Origin of the sequence: Oerskovia jenensis (assembly GCF_016907235.1) — a bacterium.
Taxonomy (GTDB): domain Bacteria; phylum Actinomycetota; class Actinomycetes; order Actinomycetales; family Cellulomonadaceae; genus Oerskovia; species Oerskovia jenensis.
Window position 1 is genome coordinate 3,865,604 of record NZ_JAFBBO010000001.1, and the last position, 18,963, is coordinate 3,884,566.

Sequence of the window (18,963 nt, forward strand, 5' to 3'; positions counted from 1 at the left end):
CAGGACGGGGACCGGGGCACCCGCCCCTCACCCCCGTTTTCGCTGTGACGCTCTCTGGTGCGTAGGCTCGGAGAGAGGTGCCGATGTCTCGCGGCGCTCCCTCCACCTACTCTCCCGAAGGAGCGCGATGCCCGCTCTGCACGCCGTCCTCTTCGACCTCGACGGGGTCCTCACACCGACCGCCGAGGTCCACATGCGCGCCTGGGAGCGCCTGTTCGCGCCGCTGTGCGCCGAGCGGGGAGTCGCGCCGTACACCTCGGCGGACTACTTCGCGCACATCGACGGCAAGCCCCGCTTCGACGGGGTCGCCACGATGCTCGCCTCGCGCGGGATCGAGCTCCCGTGGGGCACGATCGACGACGCCCCCGGTGAGGGCACGGTCTGCGCGCTGGGCAACAAGAAGAACGAGATCGTCAACGCGATGTTCGTCCAGGAGGGCATCGACCCGTACCCGGGGTCGATCGCGTTCCTCGACGCCGTGACCGCGGCCGGGGCGCTCGTCGCGGTCGTCTCGTCGTCGCGCAACGCCCCGTCGGTCCTCGCGGCCGCGGGGATCGCGGACCGGTTCGAGGTCGTCGTGGACGGCGCCGTCGCGGCCGCGGAGGGACTCGACGGCAAGCCCTCGCCCGCGACCTACGAGTACGCGGCCCAGCTCCTGGGCGTCCCGACGACGGCCGCGATCGTGATCGAGGACGCGATCTCGGGGGTCCAGGCGGGAGCCGCCGGGGACTTCGGGCTCGTCGTCGGGGTGGACCGTGGGGTCGGGGCCGACGTCCTGACCGAGCACGGTGCCGACGTGGTCGTGGCCGACCTGGGCGAGCTCGACGCGACGGTGCTGGACCGCCCGGCGCACGAGGAGGCCCGCTGATGGCCGGGTTCGAGCACGGCTTCGACGGCACGGTCGACCGCAGCCGCTTCCCCGCGGACCCGTGGCGGCTCACCGAGAACCGTTACTCCGCGCACGACCTCGGGGTCACCGAGACCCTCTTCTCGGTCGGCAACGGGTACCTCGGCATGCGGGGGAACGTCGAGGAGGGGCGCGAGTCCCACACGCAGGGCACGTTCATCAACGGCTTCCACGAGACGTGGCGCATCCACCACGCGGAGGAGGCGTACGGGTTCGCCGAGGTCGGGCAGACCATCGTCAACGTCCCGGACGTCAAGATCATCCGGCTCTACGTCGACGACGAGCCGCTCCTGCTGCCCGTCGCTGACCTCGTCTCCTACGAGCGGTCGCTCGACATGGCCGACGGAGTGCTGCGGCGCGAGCTGTTGTGGCGCACGCCGTCGGGCAAGCGCGTCCTGGTGAAGTCCGAGCGCATGGTCTCGTTCGTCGAGCGCCACCTGGCCGTCATCACGTTCGAGGTCACGATGCTCGACGACCCGGCGCCCATCGCGATCTCGTCCCAGATCCTCAACCGGCAGGACGGGCAGGACGAGTACCACGTCCCGTCGGCCGCCATGGGGCAGGGCTTCGACCCCCGCAAGGCCAACCAGTTCACCGAGCGTGTCCTGCAGCCGCAGGCCCAGTGGGGGGACGACGAGCGCCTCGTGCTGTCCTACCGCTGCACCAACTCGGGCATGACGATCGCGGTCGCCGCGGACGACGACCTGGTCACGGAGAACACATACGACGTGCGCACCCAGGTGGACGAGGACCTGGCCAAGCACGTCTACCGGGTCCAGGCAGAGCCGGGGAAGCCGGTCCGGCTCACCAAGACCGTGGCGTACCACACGTCGCGCGGGGTGCCCGCGCGCGAGCTCATCGACCGGTGCCGTCGCACGCTCGACCGCGTGCGCGACGAGGGCATCGCGTTCCAGCACGCCGAGCAGCGCGAGTTCCTCGACGAGTTCTGGGCACGCTCCGACGTCGAGATCCCGGGTCAGCCCGAGATCCAGCAGGCCGTGCGGTGGAACATCTACCAGCTCGCGCAGGCCACGGCCCGCGCCGAGGGCAACGGTGTCCCCGCGAAGGGGCTCACGGGCACCGGGTACGGCGGCCACTACTTCTGGGACACCGAGATCTACGTGCTCCCGTTCCTGACGTACACGAGCCCGCGGTACGCGCGCAACGCGCTGCGCTTCCGCTACCAGATGCTCGACGCCGCCCGCCGCCGCGCCGGCCAGCTCTCGCAGGAGGGTGCGCTGTTCCCGTGGCGCACGATCAACGGCGAGGAGGCCTCGGCCTACTACGCCGCGGGCACCGCGCAGTACCACATCGACGCCGACGTGACCTATGCCCTCATGCAGTACGTGCGGGCGACGGGGGACCTCGACTTCCTCGAGCGCGAGGGCGTCGACATCCTCGTGGAGACCGCGCGCATGTGGGCCGACCTCGGCTTCTGGCGGGCCAACGGGGACGACCACTTCCACATCCACGGCGTCACGGGGCCCGACGAGTACACGACGGTCGTCAACGACAACCTCTTCACCAACGTCATGGCGCGCTTCAACCTGCGCGTCGCGGCCGAGACGCTCGAGACCATGCGACGTGACGCGCCGCACGAGTACGAGCGGCTCGCGATCCGGCTCGGGGTCTCGCAGGAGGAGACCGCGGAGTGGGAGCACGCGGCCGAGCGCATGTCGATCCCGTACGCCGAGCACCTGGGCATCCACCCGCAGGACTCGCACTTCCTCGAGCGCGAGATCTGGAACCTCGCGGCGACCCCCGCGGACAAGCGGCCCCTGCTGCTGCACTACCACCCGCTCGTCATCTACCGCTACCAGGTGCTCAAGCAGGCGGACGTCGTCCTCGCGCTGTTCCTGCAGGGGGCCGAGTTCACGCCCGAGGAGAAGCTCGCCGACTTCGAGTACTACGACCCGTTGACCACGGGGGACTCGACGCTCTCGGGCGTGGTCCAGTCGATCATCGCGGCCGAGGTCGGCTACCACCAGCTCGCGCTCGAGTACTTCACGTCCTCGCTGCTGGTCGACCTGGAGAACCGTCACGCCAACGCGTCCGACGGCGTGCACGTCGCCTCGGCCGGCGGGACCTGGTCGGCGCTGGCGTTCGGGTTCGGCGGCATGCGTGACGACTGCGGTCGCATCAGCTTCGACCCGCGCCTGCCGCAGTCGTGGGAGTCCCTGACGTTCCGCGTCACGCTGCGCTCGGCACGGCTCAAGGTCACGGTCACGGCCGACGCGATCACGTTCGTGTGCGAGACGGGCGAGAGCGCCGAGGTGGTCGTGCGGGGCAAGGACGTGCGGGTCGCCGCGGGCGAGCCCGTGATCGTGCCGCTCGACGGTCAGGGCCCGGTGCTCGAAGGAACGCCAAGCCTGCGGGACCTGACCGGGAACCGTCGTGAGGACGGGACGCTCATCACGGCCACGGTGCCGCACTCGTAGGTCTGCGGCTGGTGTTCCTGCCGGCGCCTGGTGCTCGGCGAACCGGGGCCGGGGGAAGGGCGCCGTGCGCTGGCGAGGGGGCGGGTCCCACGGGGACCCGCCCCCTCGGTGCGATCGCGTACCGGACGTCGTACGGCCCGCACAGCCGCAGAGCCCGCAGAGCCCGCAGGGTCAGCCGAGCTGCTCCCGCAGGAACCGGTAGTGGATCGCGGCCATGTGGGCGGCCTGGGCGTTGTTCGCGGCGCCGCCGTGGCCGCCCTCGATGTTCTCGTAGTAGGTCACGTCCTTGCCGGCCGCGAGCATCTTGGCGGCGAGCTTGCGGGCGTGACCGGGGTGGACCCGGTCGTCCTTGGTCGACGTCGTGAAGAGCACGGGCGGGTACTCGCGGTCGGCGTCGAACAGGTGGTAGGGCGAGAACGTCTTGATGAACTCCCACTGCTCGGGGTCGTCCGGGTCGCCGTACTCGGCGGCCCACGACGCCCCGGCGAGCAGGTGCGTGTAGCGCAGCATGTCGAGCAGCGGGACACCGACGATCACGGCGCCGAAGAGCTCGGGGTACTGCGTGAGCATGTTCCCCGCGAGGAGGCCGCCGTTGGAGCGGCCCTCCATGCCGAGGTGCTCGGGGGTCGTGATGCCGCGGGCGACGAGGTCGCGCGCGACGGCCGCGAAGTCCTCGTACGCCTTGTGGCGCTTGGCCTTGAGGGCTGCCTGGTGCCAGGCCGGGCCGTACTCGCCGCCGCCGCGGATGTTCGCGACGACGTACACGCCGCCGTCGGCGAGCCAGGCCCGTCCGAGCCCGCCCGAGTAGCCAGGGGTGAGCGAGACCTCGAAGCCGCCGTAGCCGTAGAGCAGCGTGGGTGCGGCGCCCACGGGGGCGTCGTCCGTCCCGGCGGCGGCGCCGGCGGCCTCCGGGCGGACGAGCTCCTCCCGCCCGACGACGAAGTACGGGACGCGCGTGCCGTCGTCGGACACCGCGAAGTGCTGGTCGATGACCAGGCCCGCGGCGTCGAAGAAGGTGGGGCTCGACTTGAGCACCTCGGGCTCGGTGCCCGCGCCCACCGTCAGGAGCGAGAGCGTCGAGGGCGTGAGGTAGTCGGTCGTCACGAGCCAGACGTCGTCGCTCTCCTCGGAGTCGACCGCACCCACGACGACCGTGCCGATGGTCGGCAGACCGGGCAGCTCGCTGCGGGTCCACGGTACGGACAGGTCCTCGGCGCGCGGAGGCGGCGTCAGCACGTGCAGGCGGTTCTTGACGTCCTCCAGGACGTTGACCACGAGGTGGTGCGCGGTCCAGGTGGCCCCGGCGAGCGACGTCGTGGGCGTGGGCTCGAACAGGACGGTGAAGCCGCGCGCCCCGGCGAGGAAGTCCTCGAAGCGGGCCGCGAGCAACGACCCCGCGAGGTAGGTCGAGCCGCCGACGGTCCAGTCGTCGCGCAGCTCGACGAGCATCCACTCGCGCTTGACGCCGACCTCGGCCGAGCGCGGGACGTCGATCTTGACGAGGTGCTCGTCGGGCGTGCCCGCGTCCTGGACGAGGTAGGTCTCGCTGTCGTAGAACGCGATCGAACGGCCCACGAAGTCGCGCTCGAAGCCGGGGGAGTGGGTGCGCCAGCCGAAGATGTACATGTCCTCGGGCTCGCCCTCGTACACGACCGTGGCCTCGGTGACCGGGGTGCCGCGGCGCCAGCGCTTGACGATCCGGGGGTACCCCGAGGGGGTCATCGAGCCCGGTCCGAAGTCCGTGAAGACGTACACCGTGTCGGTGTCGATCCACCCGAGCCCGCCCTTGGACTCCTCGCGGTAGAACCCGCCGTGCTCGGGGGCGACGAACTGCTTGGTGACGAGGTCGAACTCGCGGGTCACGTCGGCGTCGGAGCCGCCCGGGGACAGGTCGACCAGGGCGTGGCGCCACTCGCCGCCGGGGGCGGGGCGCAGGACGCTCGCGCCGTGCCAGACCCAGCTCTGCCCCTCGGTCTCGCCCAGCGCGTCGAGGTCGAGCACGAGCTCCCACTCGGGGTGGTCGGTGCGGTACGAGTCGAGCGTCGTGCGGCGCCAGACGCCGCGCTCGTGCTGCGCGTCGCGCCAGAAGTTGTAGTAGTGCTCGCCGATCTTCGAGACGTCGGGGATCTTGTCGTCGGAGTCGAGGACCTCGCGGATCGCCTGCTCGGTAGCGGTGAACTCGCTCGTGGCCTCGATCGTCGCGGCGGTCTCGGCGTTGCGGCCCTGGACCCAGGTGAGCGCCTCGCGGCCCTCGACCTCCTCGAGCCACAGGTACGGGTCGTGCGGCGTGGTCGGCTGTCCGGTGGGCGTCTCGGTCACGGCGTTCTCAGCACTCATGCGAACACACTAGGCGACCGATCCGCGGGACCGGGCATGCAGAGATCGTGGGGGCGACCGGCTCGCACGGGCTGCGTTCCAGGACATCTCCGGGAATCACTTGCATCTATCCGTACCTTGTGAAAGTATTCACAAGCAAGGGAAAGACACCACGCAGACCCGGCCGCTCGGGTCACTGGAGGAGCAACGTGAGCAGCACGAGCAAGGCCCCCGCCAAGGCCCCCGCCGGAGTCACCGAGATCGACGCCCTCGTCGACCGTGGCCTCAAGGCGCTCAAGCAGTACGACGCCTTCACCCAGGAGGACATCGACCGCATCGTGAAGAAGGCGTCCGTCGCGGCGCTCCACGAGCACGGCCGCCTCGCGCAGCTCGCGGTCTCCGAGACCGGTCGCGGCGTCTTCGAGGACAAGGCCACCAAGAACATCTTCGCGTGCGAGCACGTGCCGAACTCGATGGCCAACCTCAAGACGGTCGGCGTCATCGGGCGCGACGAGCTCACGGGCATCGTCGAGATCGCGGAGCCGGTCGGCGTGGTCGCGGGCATCACCCCGGTCACGAACCCGACCTCGACCGCGATCTTCAAGTCGCTCATCGCGCTCAAGACGCGCAACCCCATCATCTTCGCGTTCCACCCCAGCGCCCAGAAGTGCTCGGTCGCCGCAGCCCGCATCGTGCGGGACGCCGCCGTCGCCGAAGGGGCGCCCGAGGACTGCATCCAGTGGGTCGAGCAGCCCTCGCTCGAGGCCACGTCGGCACTCATGAACAACGACGGCGTCTCGCTGATCCTCGCCACGGGCGGCAACGCCATGGTCCGCGCCGCCTACTCGGCGGGCAAGCCGGCCCTCGGCGTCGGTGCGGGCAACGTCCCCGCCTACATCGAGAAGACCGCCAAGCTCGGCCGCGCGGTCAACGACGTGGTCCTGTCCAAGGGCTTCGACAACGGCATGGTGTGCGCCTCGGAGCAGGCCGTCATCCTCGACGCCGAGATCTACGACGCGGCTCTCGCCGAGTTCGCCCACATGCACGCCTACCTCGCGAACCCCGAGGAGAAGGCGATGCTCGAGCGCTTCATCTTCGGCGTCGAGGCCGGCGGGGCGAACTGCGCCGGTGCCAAGCTCAACGCGTCGATCGTCGGCAAGAGCCCCCAGTGGATCGCCGAGCAGGCAGGCTTCTCGGTCCCCGACGGGACCTCGATCATCCTCGCGGAGTGCAGCCAGGTCGGCCCCGCCGAGCCCCTGACGCGCGAGAAGCTCAGCCCCGTCCTCGCGGTGCTGCGCGCCGAGTCGACCGACCACGGCATCTCGCTCGCCGAGCAGATGGTCGAGTTCGACGGCCTGGGCCACTCGGGTGCGATCCACACCGAGGACAAGGACGTCGCGGAGGAGTTCGGCCGGCGCGTCAAGGCCGTCCGCATCCTGTGGAACCAGCCCTCGGCGCTCGGCGGCATCGGTGACATCTACAACGCGCTGATCCCCTCGCTGACCCTCGGGTGCGGCTCGTACGGGCACAACTCGGTGTCGAACAACGTGTCGGCCGTCAACCTCATCAACGTCAAGCGGATCGGACGTCGGAACAACAACATGCAGTGGTTCAAGATCCCGCCGAAGACGTACTTCGAGCCGAACTCGATCCAGTACCTGACCCAGATGCCCGACGTCGAGCGCGTCACCATCGTCACGGACAAGGTCATGAGCCAGATCGGGATCGTCGACAAGGTCCTCGACGTCCTGAACCGCAGGCCCAACAAGGTCTCGATCCAGATCATGGACCAGGTCGAGCCCGAGCCCAGCGTCGAGACGGTCGAGAAGGGCGCGGAGATGATGCGCGACTTCAAGCCCGACACGATCGTCGCGATCGGCGGCGGGTCGCCCATGGACGCCGCGAAGGTCATGTGGCTCAAGTACGAGCACCCGGAGATGGCGTTCTCGGACCTGCGCGAGAAGTTCTTCGACGTCCGCAAGCGCGCGTTCAAGTTCCCCACCCTGGGTGACCTGGCCAAGCTGGTCTGCATCCCGACGTCGTCGGGCACGGGCTCGGAGGTCACGCCGTTCGCGGTCATCACGGACCACGCGACCGGGTACAAGTACCCCCTCGCCGACTACGCGCTGACCCCGTCGGTCGCGATCATCGACCCGGTCCTGACCGCGACGATGCCCGCGAAGCTCGCCGCGGACTCGGGCTTCGACGCCCTGACGCACGCGACCGAGGCCTACGTGTCGGTCTACGCGAACGACTTCACCGACGGCCTGGCGCTGCACGCGATCAAGCTGGTCTTCGAGCACATCGAGGCGTCCGTCACGCAGGGGGCGGCCGCCCCCGAGGCCCGCGAGAAGATGCACAACGCGGCCACGATCGCCGGCATGGCGTTCGGCAGCGCGTTCCTCGGGATCGTCCACGCGATGGCCCACACGGTCGGCTCGACGTTCGGTCTGGTCCACGGACGCACGAACGCGATCTTCCTGCCGCACGCGATCCGCTACAACGGGCAGATCCCGACCAAGGTCACGGGCTGGCCCAAGGCGGAGAAGTACATCGCGCACGAGCGCTACCAGCAGATCGCCAAGCACCTGGGCCTGCCGGCCTCGACGCCCGAGCAGGCCGTCGAGTCCTACGCCCGGGCGGTCGAGGAGCTGCGCGCCAAGGTCGGGATCGAGCGCTCGTTCAAGGAGCAGGGTGTCTCGGAGCGCGAGTTCATCGGCGGCCTCGACGCCCTGTCGATGCGGGCCTACGAGGACCAGTGCGCCCCCGCGAACCCCCGTCTGCCGATGCTCGACGACATGAAGGACATCATGGTCGCGGCGTACTACGGCACGAGCCGCGAGGAGGTCCGTGCCGAGCGCAGGGCCACCGAGGAGGCAACCCGCGAGACTGCCGAGAAGAAGGCCGCGGCCCCCGCCGCGGACGAGCCCTCGAAGTGAGCTGGGCACCGGCGTCCGGGGAGCAGCCCGGACGCCGGTAGCCCGCACGACGACCCGAGCGGTACGGGTCACGGTCGGGTGGCGCGTCCTGCCGGGTGGCGCCACCCATCCCGGGCCCGAGGCATCCCCCTTGGCCTCGGTCCCGCTCGCAGCGCCCCCGCGTCCTCCAGCGCGGGGGCGCTGCTCTGCGTCCGGGCACGCGACGGTCCGACGGCGGAGTGCGCCTGGTGCGTCCGGCCCGGGCTCCCGGGTGCGCCGGTGGGCAGGGGTGAGCGCCGCCGTCGGGCGGGACGCGCCGCCACCGGGGCAGGCGGCTGTGGGTGGGGCGAGCGATGATGGGCACGTGAACGACGCCACCCCGCCGCACCCCGCAGCCCGCCCCGACAGCACGAGCCCGGACCTCGAGGCCGTCGCCTCCGACACCGCTGTCGTCCCTGACGCCGCACCGGCGCTGGACGAGGCCGGTGCGCAGCGCCGCTGGGCAGAGCTCGTCGCCCAGGTCGAGGCCGACCAGCGCGCCTACTACGAGGCCGACGCCCCCGTGTCCTCGGATGCCGAGTACGACGCGCGCATGCGCGAGCTCGAGGCGCTCGAGGCCGCCCACCCCGCGCTCCAGACCCCCGAGTCGCCCACGCAGCGCGTCGGCGGGCGGGCCGCGACGGGCTTCGCGACCGTCGAGCACCTCGAGCGCATGCTCTCGCTCGACAACGTGTTCAGCACGGACGAGCTGCGGGCGTGGGACGCGCGCGTGCACCGTGACCTGGGGGTCGCGGCCGACGAATCCGTCGAGTACCTGTCCGAGGTGAAGATCGACGGTCTCGCGATCGCGCTGCTGTACGAGAAGGGGCGTCTCGTCCGGGCCGCGACGCGCGGCGACGGGCGCGAGGGGGAGGACATCACGCAGAACGCGCTGCGGATCGCGGAGATCCCGCAGAGTCTGCGCGGTGACGGTCACCCGGACGTCGTCGAGGTGCGAGGAGAGGTCTTCATCCCCGTGGCAGCGTTCGACCGCCTGAACGCGCTGCAGGTCGAGATGCGCGACCGCGCGGTCGAGGAGTCCCGGCAGCGCGCGGCGGACCGGAGAGCGGAGCTCGACGAGGAGCGCGCGAAGGACGCCGCGCTGCGACGGTTCCCCGCCTTCGCGAACGCTCGCAACGCCGCGGCAGGGGGGCTGCGACAGCTGCTGGACAAGAAGTCCGGCCTCGAACTCGAGGCGGGCCTCGCCCGGGTGGAGTCGCTCCGGCTCTACGCGCACGGCGTCGGGGCGCTCCAGTGGGACGAGGGGGAGCACGCCGAGCTCGCGCGCCAGTCGGACGCCTACGCGCTGTTCGAGCAGTGGGGCATCCCCGTCTCGCCCCACAACCGGGTCGTGGACGGGGTCGCGGGCGTGCAGGAGATGATCACGTACTTCGGCGAGCACCGGCACGACATCGAGCACGAGCTCGACGGGATCGTCGTCAAGGTCGACGAGCTCGCGCTCCAGCGCCGGCTCGGGGCCACGAGCCGCGCACCCCGGTGGGCCATCGCCTACAAGTACCCGCCCGAGGAGGTCAACACCCGCCTGCTCGCGATCCAGGTCGGGGTCGGCCGGACCGGCCGGGCAACCCCGTACGCCGTCATGGCGCCCGTGCTCGTCGCGGGCAGCACCGTGCGCCAGGCGACGCTGCACAACCAGGACGTCGTGCGCGCCAAGGGCGTGCTGATCGGGGACGTCGTGGTGCTGCGCAAGGCCGGGGACGTCATCCCGGAGATCCTCGGACCGGTCGTCGCGCTGCGCGAGGACGGCGTGCAGCGTACGGAGTTCGTCATGCCGGCCGAGTGCCCCGAGTGCGGGACACCGCTGCGCCCCATGAAGGAGGGCGACGTCGACCTGCGCTGCCCCAACGCGGAGAGCTGCCCCGCGCAGGTCCGCGGTCGGGTCGAGCACATCGGCTCGCGCGGCGGCCTCGACATCGAGGCGCTGGGCGAGGTCACCGCGGCCGCGCTCACGCAGCCCTACGAGCCCGCCGAGCCGCCGCTGCGCACCGAGAAGAACCTGTTCGGCCTCACGGTCGACCAGCTCGCCCCGATCCGTGTGGTCGTCCGCGACCCGGAAACGGGGCTACCTCGGCCGTTCGAAGGCGTGGGGGAGTCGGGCGAGGTGGAGATGTCCGACGGCTCGGTGCTGCTGGCCAAGGTCGTCCGGCCCTTCCAGAAGGTCGCCGCCCGCACCTACCCGCCGGGCTTCGAGGACGCGACCCCCGCCGAGCGACGGGCCGCGGGCGTCCGCAAGGACTTCCCGGTGTACGGCCCGTCGACCACCGCGCAGACGCTCGTGGACGAGCTGCGGATCGCGCGGACCAAGGACCTGTGGCGCATCCTCGTGAGCCTCAACATCCGGCACGTCGGACCGGTCGCAGCCCGGGCGCTCGCGGAGTGGTTCGGGTCGCTCGACGCGATCCGGGCGGCGAGCCGCGACGAGCTCGCTGCGGTCGAGGGCGTCGGACCGGTGATCGCCGACGAGGTGCTGGCCTGGTTCGAGGTGGACTGGCACCGGGAGATCGTCGAGCAGTGGCAGCGGGACGGGGTCCGGTTCGAGACCCCCGGCCACCCCGGCCCCGGCGCCCGTCAGCAGCCGGTCGGCCCCCTCGCGGGCCTGACCGTCGTGGTCACCGGTGGCCTCGACGGGTTCTCGCGGGACGGCGCGAAGGAGGCGATCCTCACGGCGGGCGGCAAGGCCTCGGGGTCGGTGTCCAAGAAGACCGACTACGTGGTCGTGGGCGAGAACGCGGGCTCGAAGGAGACCAAGGCGCGGGACCTGGGCCTGCGGATCCTCGACGAGGCCGGGTTCGTGGCGCTCCTCGAGGGCGGTCCGGCGGCGGTCGGCGACGTGCCGGAGCCCGATGACACGAAGGCGGAGGACACGGAGCCGGAGGACACGAAGGCGGAGAACACGAAGGTGGAGGACACGGAGCCGGAGGCCGCCGAGACCTCCGAGGGACCGACGACCGACTGAGGGCCGTCGCGGTTCCCGGCGGGCCTCGCGATGTCCCGCCGAGATGGCCCGCCGAGGCGCCCGCCGTCGAGGTAGAGGTTTCCCGTCGAGGTAGAGGGCTGTGGCCCTCTACCTCGACGCAAACCCTCTACCTCCCGGTCCCGGCCCCGGCCCCGGCCCTGGCCCCGGCACCGGCCCCGGTCGGCGGGCCAGCACGGTCCGCAGCCCCTCGGTCTGCTCGGGAGGTGTCGCCAGGAGCGGTGCCCGCGGTGGACCGGTCGGCACTCCCAGGAGCCCGGCGAGCGCGTGGAGTCCGGCGACGGGCCGGAGGAGGGCCAGCTCACGGACGAGGGCCAGGAGCCAGGACCGCTCCACGACCGCGTCGAGGGGTCGGCGGTCGAGGTGCGCGCGGCGCATCACGACGTACTCGTCGGGGACGAGGGCTGCGACCCCGGTGTGCCAGGCGTCGCTCGGCGGCAGGGGCGTGAAGGCCCCCTCGGTCATCGCGAGGTCGCCGCTCAGCCCCACGGCGAACGCTTCGCCCGCGACCGCGGCACGGACGGCGTCCAGGCGGGCGACCACGTCCGTCCGCCCCGCCGGGTCCTTGAGTCCCCGGAGCCGGGCGGAGCGGGCGAGGTGGGCCAGGACCTCGGGCGTCACGTCGTAACCGTTCTGGGCGGGCCGGTTGTAGAAGCACACGGGCAGGTCGGTCTCGGCGGCCACGGTCTCGAACAGCGCCACGACCTCGTCGTCGACGAGCGGGACGTACGAGAACGGCGTGAGCACCAGCCCGTCCGCACCGCCCGCCTGGGCGGCGGCCGCGAGGCGCAGCACCTCGGCGGTCGCGGGCGCCGCGACCGCGACGTGCACCGGGACCTGCCGACCCGAGGGGGCGGGACCGGCGTCGTGCGCCGCACGGACCGCGGCGCCCACCACGGCGGCGCGCTCCTCGGGCGAGAACGACGTGCCCGCACCCGACGACGCGAGGACCGTGACGCCGTCGACCCCGGTGCGGACCGCGGCCTGCACGAGGCGCGTCGTCGTGCTCAGGTCGGGGAGCCCGTCAGGGCCCATCGGCGTGATCGGGTAGGCGAGCAGCCCGGTGAAGGGCGACGGGAACGTCATCCCGAGAGGGTGCCACAGGCCGACCGCCGAGGGGTGGGCTGCCCGGCCAGCGAAGTGGTACCCGCGTCTACGATGCGATCATGACTCAGGCGACCCCCACGACCCAGCCCTCCCCGCACGACACCCGAACGCAGGCCGCCGCCCAGGTGCGCGGCGCGCACCTGGTCGGCTCCGTGAACCTCCCCACGGCCGAGGACACGTTCCGCACGGTCGCCGCTCACGCGGGGGCCCACCTCAAGCGCATCCCCGACGGCGAGGTGGGCGAGCGCTTCCACTGGATCCTGTTCCAGGGCGAGCGCTTCGAGGCCGTACCGGGGCTCGCGCGGCTGCCGATCGAACCCGTGGTGGTCGCCGGGTTCGACGTGCGCCCGCACGTGCTCGACGGCTCGGTCCCGGCCGACGAGCTGGTCTTCGGCGAGCTGGGCTACGCGGCCGCGGCGACGGCGTCGTACGCGGACTTCGTGGCGTTGCGAGCCGAGGGCGTGATCGCCGCGGGCACCCGCTTCCAGGTGTGCCTGCCCACGCCGCTCGCTCCCGTCGTGGCGTTCGTCGTCCCGGAGGCGCGCGAGGCCGTCCACACGGCCTACGAGGCCGCGATGCTGCGCGAGATCGAGGCGATCGTGGCCGCCGTCCCTGCGGGCGACCTCGCGATCCAGCTCGACCTCGCGAGCGAGTTCGCACTGATCGAGGGCGCGAACCTCGGGGCCGGACCGTCCCAGGCCTGGTTCGCCGTCGACTCGGACGAGGTGCTCGCGGGCTGCGTCGCGCGCGCCGCGCGCGTGGCCTCCGCGGTGCCTGCGGGCGTCGAGCTCGGCTTCCACCTCTGCTACGGGGACGTCGCCGAGAAGCACTTCGTCGAGCCGTCCGACACGCGTCGCCTGGTCGAGGTCGCGAACGGTCTGGCCGCGACCGTGACGCGCGAGATCGCGTGGTTCCACCTGCCCGTGCCGATCGAGCGCGACGACGTGGAGTACGTCGCGCCGCTCGCCGACCTCACGATCGACGACGCGACCGAGCTCTACCTCGGTGTGGTGCACCACGAGGACGGGGCCGAGGGTGCGCTGCGTCGCCTCGCGGCCGCGGCCCAGGTCCTCGACCGTCCGGTCGGGGTGGGCACGGAGTGCGGGTTCGGGCGCGGTCCGAGCGAGCGCACGGGCCCGCTGCTCGACGTGCACACGGCGGTCGCGCGCGCCTGGTAGGTCCAGCGCGCGCCCGATAGGTCCACCGGGCACGGGGCCCGACGGCGCCGCGCACCTCCGCGCTCCGGCCCGGCGCGGTGCGTGGCGCCGTCGGGAGCACGAACGGTCGACGACCCCGGCGGGTCGTCGACCGTTCGTCGTCCCGCGCCCGCTAGGCGCGGGGGAGCGTCACCGGGCGGCCCAGAGCAGGCCGCGCTCGATCACGGTGCGCAGCCCCGGGGTCTCGAGGTCGGCGAGCTGGTGGCCCGGCGCGCACACGAAGATGCGCCCCTGGCCCCACCGGCGGGTCCAGATCGAGGGGGAGACCACGGGCGAGCGCCACGGCGAGTCGGCCGTGGGCTCGATGGTCGTGGTCGCGAGGACCTCGTTGAGTGAGTCGGCGAGCACCCAGTACTGCTCGGAGTGGAGCGTGATCGGTCCGAGCCCCGCGACGATCGGGTGGTCGGCGTGCTCGGGGGCGATCTCCACGATGTGGTCGACGAGGTCGCCCGGGTGCGCGGCGAACTGGCCGCCGAGCATCTGCAGGTAGTCGGTCGCCATGCGGTAGGAGTCGATGATCCCGCCGTGCCAGCCGGCGAGGCCCGTCCCGTTCGTCACGGCCCGGCGCAGCCCACGCATCTCGTCGGGCAGGATCTCGCCCATGGTCCAGGACTGGACGATCAGGTCGACGTCGGCCATGTACTCGGCGTCGGCGTACACCTCGAGGGACGACTCGACGACGACGTCGAAGCCCGACTCCTTGAGGAAGGGGAGGAAGAGATCGGTGCTCTCCTCCGGGGAGTGGCCTGGCCATCCTCCCCGGACGATCAGGGCCCGACGGTCCGGCACGCTCATGAGTCCTCCGTTGGCGCTCACGCGATCAGGGCATCGATCGCTGCGGGAGAGAGTACGTGATCGATCGCCATGGCGCTCGCACCGAGCACGCCCGCCTGGCCGCGGGCCTGGGACGTGACGATGCGCAGGTGCTGGGTGGCCAGCGGCAGCGAGCGCTGGTAGACGATCTCGCGGATACCCGCGATCAGGTGCTCTCCCGCGTCCGCGATGACGCCGCCGACCACGATCATGGACGGGTTGAGCAGGCTCACGCACGCGGCGAGGACGGCTCCGATGTCGCGTCCGGCCTGGCGCACGGCGTGGCTCGCCATGAGGTCGCCGCCGCGCACGAGGGACACGACGTCGCCGCTGTTGACGGCGTCGAGCCCCTCCTTCGAGAGGGCTCCCGCGATGGCCTGACCGCTCGCGACGGCCTCGAGGCACCCGATGTTGCCGCAGCGGCAGGGGGTGTCCGTGGCGTTGGGGACCGCGATGTGGCCGATGTCCCCGGCGGCGCCCTGGGCACCGCGCCGCAGCTCACCGTCGGAGATGACGCCTGCGCCGATCCCCGTGGCGACCTTGACGAAGAGCAGGTCGCTCACGCCGGGCCACGCGGTCCGGTGCTCGCCGAGGGCCATGATGTTGACGTCGTTGTCCACGAGGACCGAGGCGTCGAACGTCCGCTTGAGGAGCGCGGGGACGTCGACGTCGTCCCACGCGGGCATGATCGGAGGGTTGATGGGACGTCCGGTCGAGTGCTCGACGGGTCCGGGGAGCCCGACGCCGACGCTCACCAGGTCCTTGAGGTCGCGCCCGGTCGTCGCGATGAGCTTCTCGCCGGTCTCGGCGACCCACGCGAGGACGTTCTCCGGCCCGTCGGAGATGGCGAGCGGCGCGTCGACCTCCGCGAGGATGTTCGAGGCGAGGTCCGTGACCGCCAGGCGCGCGTGCGTCGCGCCCAGGTCCACGGCGAGCACGATGCGTGCGCCGGGGCTGAAGGCGAACGTCACGGGCGGTCTGCCGCCGGTCGAGCTCGCCTCGCCCGCGGGCGCGATCAGCCCGGAGGCCATGAGCAGGTCGATGCGGGCGGCGATCGTGGACCGCGCCTGCCCGGTGATCGCGGCGAGGTCAGCCCGGGTGCGGGGTTGGCCGTCGCGGAGCAGCTGGAACATGTCCCCGGCGCCGGTCGGGCGGGGGGCGAACTTCAGCAGTTCCTCGGTGGGCACGATGTATCACGGAGCCTCTCGTTGCTACGCAGTGGTGACAATCCGTCTAGCGTACTGCGATCTTCGGCTTTTGCTTGACGATCGACAGAAGCCGACCTACCGTGTGGTTTGCTGCGGCAAGGGCGCCGGGGTCCTGCGGAAGCTCGCGCTCCGCGTGTCGGTACTCCGAAATCCTGGTCGTTCGACCGTTTCCTCCTCTATGCACCGCCCTCGGTGCCGTGTCGTCGGCGCTCGCGAGTGACCTGGGTCACGTGGAAGGTGCGGTCGCCGGTTCGGGCGGTCATGCCCACTTTTGTCGGTCACGACGTGGTAACGAAGCAGAAGATCGAGACCTTCTGATTGACGATCGTCAAAAGGTCGGTTAGTTTCTCTCACATGGTCAACGCAGACCCACAGCCCACCCGGCCGCTCCTGCAGATGCGGGGCATCGTCAAGCAGTTCCCCGGCGCCCGAGCACTCGACGGCGTCGATCTCGACATCCTCCCCGGAGAGGTCCACTGCCTCCTCGGTCAGAACGGTGCCGGCAAGTCCACCCTCATCAAGGTGCTCGCCGGCGCACACCAGCCCAACGAGGGGCAGATCCTCATCGACGGCGAGGTCGTCACGATCCCGCACCCGGTCGCCGCGCTCAAGCTCGGGGTGGCCACGATGTACCAGGAGCTCGACGTCGTCGACGGACTGACCGTCGCCGAGAACATCTACCTCGGGCACGAGCTCTCCACGGCGGGATTCTCCAACCGTCGGACCGCGGCCAGGAACACCCGCGAGCTCATGAAGCGCCTCGGGCACCCCGAGATCTCGCCCCACCGCGAGGTGGGTGAGCTGTCCGCCGCGGGCAAGCAGATCGTGTCCATGGCCCGTGCCCTCTCGCACGACGCACGGGTCATCGTCATGGACGAGCCGTCCGCGGTGCTCGACAGCGAAGAGGTCGAGAACCTGTTCCGCGTCGTCCGCCAGCTCACCGGGAGCGGGGTCGCGATCGTCTACATCTCCCACCGCCTCGAGGAGATCCGGGCGATCGGCGACCGGATCACGGTCCTCAAGGACGGGCGCACGGTCGCGCAGAACCTCGCGGTCTCGCAGACACCGACCGCCGAGCTCATCAAGCTCATGACGGGTCGCGCGGTCGACAACGTCTTCCCGGGGCGCGAGCCCGTCGCCGAGGAGGCGGACGTGCTGCTCGCGGTCGAGTCGCTCGGGCTCGAGGGGAAGTTCGCGGACGTCTCCTTCGAGGTCCGCGCCGGTGAGGTGCTCGGCTTCGCCGGGCTCGTCGGCTCGGGCCGGTCCGAGATCCTCGAGACCGTCTACGGGGCGCGTCGCGCGACCCAGGGGACCGTCGCGGTCGGCGGCAAGAAGCTCCGCGGCGGCTCGGTCGCCGCCGCGGTCGACGCGGGCATCGGCCTGTGCCCCGAGGAGCGCAAGAGCCAGGGCCTGCTGCTCGACGAACCGGTCTACCGCAACATCACGCTCTCGACGTTCGCTCGCTTCGCGAAGGCGGGCTTCCTCGACGAGAGGGCGGAGCGGGCCGCGGCGAAGGAGCAGGCCGTCTCGCTCGACCTGCGCCCCGCCGGGGTCGAGCGGAACGCCCGGACGCTGTCCGGCGGCAACCAGCAGAAGGCGCTCCTGGCGCGCTGGCTCGTGCACGGGTGCCGGGTCCTCCTGCTCGACGAGCCCACCCGGGGAGTCGACGTCGGGGCCCGCGCCGAGATCTACGCACTGATCCGCGACCTCGCGGCGTCCGGTGCGGCCGTGCTCGTGGTCTCGAGCGAGATCGACGAGGTGCTCGGTCTCTCCGACCGCGTCCTCGTGATCTCCGAGGGACGCGTCGTGCACGAAGGCCCAGCAGATTCGATCGACGAGCACGGCGTGCTCGACCTCGTCATGGAAGGAAGTGCCGCATGAGCGAGCAGGAGGTGGCTCGCGCCGCCGTCGTGGACGGACCGGGGCACGCCCCGAGCTCCGAGGTGCCCGACGGCAGACGGTCGCGCCGCAATTTGTTCAGTGGATCGGTGGGGCGGAACATCGGCCTCGTCGTGGCGCTCGTCGCGCTGTGCATCGTCGGGTACGCGACCGCGGGGGAGAACTTCGCGAACGTCAACAACCTCCTGACGATCCTGCGCCTGGCCGCCGTCCTGGGAGTCCTGAGCGTCGGGATGACCTTCGTCATCACGGGCGGCGGGATCGACCTGTCCGTCGGGTCCGTCATGGGACTGGCCACGGTCTGGGCGAGCACGCTCGCGACCCAGACCATGGCTGCCGACACCCACTGGATCGTCATGGTCGGCGTGGCGCTCGCGGTCGGCACGGCGTGCGGCCTGATCAACGGCGTCCTCATCGCCTACGGCAAGGTCGTCGCGTTCATGGCGACCCTCGCCATGATGGTGGGCGCCCGCGGCCTCGCCGAGATGATCTCCAACCGGCAGACCCAGCGCGTCACCGAGGTCGACGCGTTCCTCACGTTCTTCCGCGCGGACCTGCTCGGCGTCCCCGTGCTCGTGTGGATGTTCGCGGCCGTGGCCGTCGCGGGCTGGTTCCTCCTCAACCGCACGACGTTCGGCCGCCGCACGGTCGCCGTCGGTGGCAACCCCGAGGCAGCCCGGCTCGCGGGCATCAAGGTCAAGCGACACACGATGTACCTCTACGGCCTGGTCGGTCTGACGACCGGTATCGCGGCCGTCATGATGCTCGCCCGCACGACGGCCGGGTCCTCGACGAACGGCCTGTTCTACGAGCTCGACGTCATCGCCGCGGTCGTCGTCGGCGGGACGCTCCTCGTAGGCGGTCGCGGCACGATCGTCGGCACCGTGCTCGGAGTCCTCATCTTCACCACGCTGACCAACGTCTTCACGCAGAACAACATGTCGACGTCGGCCCAGGCCGTCGCCAAGGGCGTGATCATCGTGGTCGCCGTGCTCCTCCAGCAGCGCTTCGCCTCGCGCGCCAGATCCGCCTGACGCCCCGCCGTCGGGGCCTCTCGCACCGCACCACCGCACCATCGCACGACCGCACCACGGCCCCGCCCCCCA

The 18,963-nt window shown here is 71.4% G+C and carries 11 protein-coding genes; 7 read left to right on the plus strand and 4 right to left on the minus strand.

Annotated features, from left to right (window positions below):
* The first annotated feature begins 127 nt into the window (after positions 1-127).
* Together JOD49_RS17360 and JOD49_RS17365 are read left to right on the plus strand one after the other, a co-directional pair.
* Complete coding sequence (locus JOD49_RS17360; protein ID WP_205308282.1) at positions 128-868, plus strand: HAD family hydrolase; 741 nt, start codon at positions 128-130, stop codon at positions 866-868.
* Entirely contained in the window at positions 868-3,345 is a 2,478-nt protein-coding gene (locus tag JOD49_RS17365) for a glycoside hydrolase family 65 protein (protein WP_205308283.1), read from the plus strand. Before JOD49_RS17360 ends, JOD49_RS17365 begins: the two co-directional genes overlap by 1 nt.
* Before the next feature lie 171 nt (positions 3,346-3,516).
* Here JOD49_RS17365 and JOD49_RS17370 read toward each other — a convergent pair whose 3' ends face one another.
* A complete protein-coding gene (locus JOD49_RS17370; protein WP_205308284.1) occupies positions 3,517-5,682 on the minus strand; it encodes a prolyl oligopeptidase family serine peptidase in 2,166 nt (721 codons plus the stop codon).
* A gap of 188 nt (positions 5,683-5,870) precedes the next feature.
* Between JOD49_RS17370 and adhE the strand changes: the two genes are divergently transcribed.
* Together adhE and ligA are read left to right on the plus strand one after the other, a co-directional pair.
* Positions 5,871-8,600, plus strand: coding sequence for a bifunctional acetaldehyde-CoA/alcohol dehydrogenase (adhE, locus tag JOD49_RS17375; RefSeq protein WP_205308285.1), 2,730 nt, complete (start codon positions 5,871-5,873; stop codon positions 8,598-8,600).
* A 451-nt stretch (positions 8,601-9,051) separates the two neighbouring features.
* Complete coding sequence (ligA, locus tag JOD49_RS17380) at positions 9,052-11,595, plus strand: NAD-dependent DNA ligase LigA (RefSeq protein ID WP_239526660.1); 2,544 nt, start codon at positions 9,052-9,054, stop codon at positions 11,593-11,595.
* 108 nt (positions 11,596-11,703) lie between these two features.
* Here the strand turns inward: ligA and JOD49_RS17385 are convergent, their stop codons facing one another.
* Positions 11,704-12,699, minus strand: coding sequence for a dihydrodipicolinate synthase family protein (locus JOD49_RS17385; RefSeq protein ID WP_205308287.1), 996 nt, complete (start codon positions 12,697-12,699; stop codon positions 11,704-11,706).
* Positions 12,700-12,779: 80 nt separating this feature from the next.
* Between JOD49_RS17385 and JOD49_RS17390 the strand changes: the two genes are divergently transcribed.
* Entirely contained in the window at positions 12,780-13,898 is a 1,119-nt protein-coding gene (locus tag JOD49_RS17390; protein ID WP_239525250.1) for a hypothetical protein, read from the plus strand.
* A 168-nt stretch (positions 13,899-14,066) separates the two neighbouring features.
* Here the strand turns inward: JOD49_RS17390 and JOD49_RS17395 are convergent, their stop codons facing one another.
* Positions 14,067-14,732 (minus strand): ThuA domain-containing protein, encoded by a 666-nt coding sequence (locus tag JOD49_RS17395; protein WP_205309069.1) that lies wholly within the window; start codon positions 14,730-14,732, stop codon positions 14,067-14,069.
* Positions 14,733-14,749: 17 nt separating this feature from the next.
* On the minus strand, positions 14,750-15,883 hold the full coding sequence (locus JOD49_RS17400; RefSeq protein ID WP_205309070.1) for an ROK family protein: 1,134 nt from the start codon (positions 15,881-15,883) through the stop codon (positions 14,750-14,752).
* A gap of 429 nt (positions 15,884-16,312) precedes the next feature.
* On the opposite strand from JOD49_RS17400, the gene JOD49_RS17405 reads away from it, so the two are divergent.
* Both JOD49_RS17405 and JOD49_RS17410 read left to right on the plus strand, forming a co-directional pair.
* Positions 16,313-17,839, plus strand: a complete 1,527-nt coding sequence (locus JOD49_RS17405; RefSeq protein WP_205308288.1) for a sugar ABC transporter ATP-binding protein — start codon at positions 16,313-16,315, stop codon at positions 17,837-17,839.
* Complete coding sequence (locus JOD49_RS17410) at positions 17,836-18,891, plus strand: ABC transporter permease (protein ID WP_205308289.1); 1,056 nt, start codon at positions 17,836-17,838, stop codon at positions 18,889-18,891. Before JOD49_RS17405 ends, JOD49_RS17410 begins: the two co-directional genes overlap by 4 nt.
* Positions 18,892-18,963: the final 72 nt, after the last annotated feature.